The sequence below is a fragment of the Gandjariella thermophila genome, assembly GCF_005405885.1.
In the GTDB taxonomy this organism is placed as follows: Bacteria; Actinomycetota; Actinomycetes; order Mycobacteriales; family Pseudonocardiaceae; genus Gandjariella; species Gandjariella thermophila.
In genome coordinates this window covers 1-3,897 of sequence record NZ_BJFL01000086.1, presented here as the reverse complement: position 1 = coordinate 3,897, position 3,897 = coordinate 1, and the positions used below count along the sequence as shown (strand labels likewise).

The 3,897-nt window shown below is 67.5% G+C and carries 2 protein-coding genes; both read right to left on the bottom strand.

What is annotated here, in order from left to right:
* Positions 1–65 precede the first annotated feature (65 nt).
* Positions 66–2,546, bottom strand: coding sequence for a tyrosine-type recombinase/integrase (locus FFT21_RS28160; RefSeq protein WP_137816937.1), 2,481 nt, complete (start codon positions 2,544–2,546; stop codon positions 66–68).
* Positions 2,543–3,769, bottom strand: coding sequence for a tyrosine-type recombinase/integrase (locus tag FFT21_RS28155; RefSeq protein WP_225978839.1), 1,227 nt, complete (start codon positions 3,767–3,769; stop codon positions 2,543–2,545). Before FFT21_RS28155 ends, FFT21_RS28160 begins: the two co-directional genes overlap by 4 nt.
* Positions 3,770–3,897: the final 128 nt, after the last annotated feature.

Below are 3,897 nucleotides of genomic sequence, written 5' to 3'. Positions count from 1 at the left end.
TTCTCTGAACTTGATCTTTGTTGGGGTTGGGTCCTCCGGGGCCGGCTCGGTTGTGGTCGGTGTCGTCAGTGGTCGGTTGTGACTGTGGGGATGCCGAGTTCGATGGGGCTGCGTTGTGCGGGGTCTGGGTGGAGCTGGGCGAGTTTGTTTTCGGCGGCGGCGAGGCTGATGCGGAGTCCTTCGACCTCGCCGAGCCAGCCCTCGCGTTCGGCTTCGGCGATGCGGGCGATGAGGTTGTCGCGGATTTCGGTCAGCCGGGGTTTCTGGGCGGGGTCGGGCCAGAGCATGGAACAGCGGACGCAGGCGTGTTCGTGGATGCACGGGGTGCCGAACGCGCGACCGCAGGTGCCGAGGGAGACCTTGCGTTTCTCGAAGTGTGCGAGGAAGGCGTCCCACTCCTGCGCGGTGGGGGTGCGGTATTCCTCGCTGGGCCGGGTGGCGCGGCGGCGGTCGAGGAAGGCCCGGTGGGCCTGGATCGCTTCGTGGGGGTAGACGGCCTTGTAGCCCATGGTGACGTTGATGTCGCGGTGCCCGCAGATGACCTGCGCGATGTGGGGTGGGAGCCCTTGCATGATGGCGTCGGTGATGAACATCCGGCGGAAGTCGTGAGGTGTGAACACCAAGGGCTGACCGTCGGGGTCGGTGAGGCCGGTCGCGGTCAGGGCCTTCTTGAGCAGGCGGCGGATAGTGGCGCCGGTGACGGGCCGGTTCTCGGTGCCGAAGCGGGACTGGAACAGCAGCGGCATCGGCGGGTTCCAGATCTTCTCGTGCTTGTCGTAGGCGGCGACGAGGGGAACCGCGCCGGTGGCCAGGCGGATACGGGTGATGATGGCGCTGAGCACGTCGGCCAGTTCCGGGCTGATCAGCAGCAGCCGTTCGGCGTCGGTCTTGGACGGGACGACCTGCAGCAGCGGGACAAGTTCGCCGGTGGTGGGCAGCTTGTATTGCACGAAACTGTGGTGGGTGAGCTCGGTGAGTTCCTCGATGCGGATGCCGGTGTGGCGTAGCACTTCGACGGCGGCCCAGGTCCAGAACGCCTCGTGTTCTTCCTGGCTGAGGTCGCGTCGGGTGCTGGCGGTGGGGTCGTCGGCGAAGATCTTGCCGCTGGGAGAGCGGATCATCACCGCCCGCTGCAGCGTCTGGTCCGCGACCGTCACGCTGTCACCGGGACGCGCCGCGGCGACAGCCTGCAGGAGCACTGTTGCCTTCTTGCGGTGCTCATCGACATGGCGGACCAGGACAGGAAGGACGGGAAGGCGTTCGCGCGTACGAGTGTCCATCCGCGACTTGCGGTGTCGCTTTTCCTTGCTGTGCACCACCAGTTCGATAGCGCGGATCGGGCATGGCACTGCCCACGGCGCCCAACGGGCGGGGTCTTCGACGGCCCATTGGGCCAGATCGAGATAGAACCCGCGGACCGCGGTCAGCAGGTCACCGACGTTGCGGCGCGGGGCGGTCACCATGCGGCGGGTCCCGTTCTCGGTGAGCGTGATGGTCTTGAACCGTTGTCGTTGTTTCCACGCGTCGGCGACCTCGACCGGCAGGTGCAGGCTGTCGATGCCGGGGTGGTGTCGTTCCAGGTCGGCCCAGAATCGTCCGGCGAGCAGAAAGGCGAGATGGTTGAGGCTGCTGTAGTCCATCGCGGGCTGTCGTTCCCGCAGATACTCCACCAGCAGATTGCGGATGGGGCGGCAGGTGATCCGGTAACGGTCGACCAGCTCATCGCAGGTGAGCTGGCCTGCGGAGCGGAACATCCGGATGCTCGGCGGCGCGTCAGTGGGAAAGACGCCCATCGTGTGCAGCAGCCGATAGAAGCAGACCATGCCAGCGCCGGTGAGTTTCTGGACGGCGGCCTGGGTGTCCAGCAGTTCGACGCAGTCGCCGACGGTGACGTCACGGACCAGCCCGCCCTTGGCCGCGACCATCACCCCGATCCGGCCGAGGGCCATTCTCCCGTTGGCCTCGGAGATGCCCGGGTCGGTAGCGCACATCTTGCGCAGCAGCGCGAACCCCTCGGGGTCGCGGGCTCGTTCCAGTACCGGCATCAGGCTGCGGCCCAGCCGCTGGGACAGAAACCACGCCATCGTCGGGCGCAGCACGTCCCCACCGATGAGCAGAGCCATTCCCGGCGGCAGCACGGAGTGCTTGCCCGCCAAGGGATACCGTTCTCCACCGCCATCCAACCACTGCGCGATCCGGGACTGCCAGGCCGCGCCGAGCCCGTCGCAGCCGCTGGCCAGCCAGCGCTGCTGCCATGTCTGGCCGGGTAGCGTCTCCAGCCAGTCAAGGATCAGTGTCAGGCTGCGGGATTGCAGACGTTGATGACCGTTGGTGTGACTGTCCACTTGAAACGGTTGTGACAGCAGCCGCTGGAGAACCTGCTCCCGGGGCTGCGTCGTTGCCGGCCAGGCATCTTCTGCGGGGCGAGGGGTGAACCGTCGCCGCAGCGCCTGGATGTTGACCGACAACGGCCGGGGCGTCGTCTCCGCTGTTGGCAGGTCATTGTCGATAATCCGGTCGACCGGGGCGGACGCGGCAGTGGTCATGGTCGTCGCCCGAACAGCACGTCCAGCGTTTCCGGGCGGTAGCCCGGTGCCGGCGTCGGCTCGACCTGGGCCGCCCTGCGGGCTGTCTGGCCGGCGTGGTGGGCGAGCACGCGGCGGATCACGTCATCCTGGCGGGGCGTGAGGTAGATCTGGGTCGTGGTCAGGTGAGCATGCCCGAGCACGTGCTGCACGTCGGTCAGCGGAAGCGCCGGGTCCTCGGCCATCCGATAGGCGGCGGTGTGCCGAAGGTCGTGCAGCGTCCAGTTCGCGCCCAGCGTGTCGTTGACCCGCTCGAACATCCGGTGCAGCGCGTGATAGGTCAGCGGCCGATGCGGACGCCGCAACGTCCACCACAACGGTCGGCCACGCCCGCGGGGAACGCGGCCTTCCAACTCGACTTGGTAGAGCCGCAACCAAACGAACGCATCCGGTGAGGCCGGCAGTTGCTGCACCGCGCGGCTGCCCTTGCGTACCACGCTGATCACCTGCATCCCCGGATCCACCCCATCCTGCGTGACACCCAGCAGTTCCGCCGCCCGCGCGCCCGTGGAGACGAAGAACGCCACCAGCGCCCGGTCACGATGGGACGGCAGGCGGGCGAACAACTCGTTGAACACCTCGTCCGGGATGCTGCGCGGGATCCGCCGCGGCACCCGCGGCCGATACAACCCGGTCCGCTCGTTGCGGAAGGGTTCCATCGGGTTGTGGTGCGCGTTCGCGCGTCCGGCCCGGCGCGCCCGCGCCAGCGGGAACGGATTGATGACCGGGCCTGCGGACATCTCGGCCTGGAAGTCATAGAACGCGCGCAGCACGGTCTCGCTGTGAGCGATCGTCGTTGCCGCGTATTTCTTTCCGGGCAACGGTTTTCCGGTCACCTGATTCACCGTCACCGGCAACGGTGCCATGCTCGTCCGGTCCTCGATGCCCGTCCCGCTCTGTCCGCGGCGGCGCCAGTGCACCCGAGCCGGCTTACCGGCCAACTGCAGCCACCGGCTGAAGTCCCGCGCCTCGATCCGGCTCGCCCGGTCCCAGGCCACCCCGACCGCCCACAGAAACCGAAACCAGCGCAGCAGGTCCATGCCGTACGAGCGCAGCGTCGCCACCGACCGTCCCGCCGCCTGCAGATCCAGCAAGAACCCAGCAACCGGCTCCACCACGGTCCCCGACGGATCGAGCAGCCGGTATGGCTCCTCGCAGGTGTCGGTCGCGACCAAGGCGCCCACCTGCGGCACCACCAACGAGCCGACATCCCGCGACTGGTCTCCAGAAACGATCACGCATGCCTATCGGCACGCCGCCCGGAAACCTTTATGACCTGCACAAACGCCGAATTTAGTTCAGTCAACAAGAC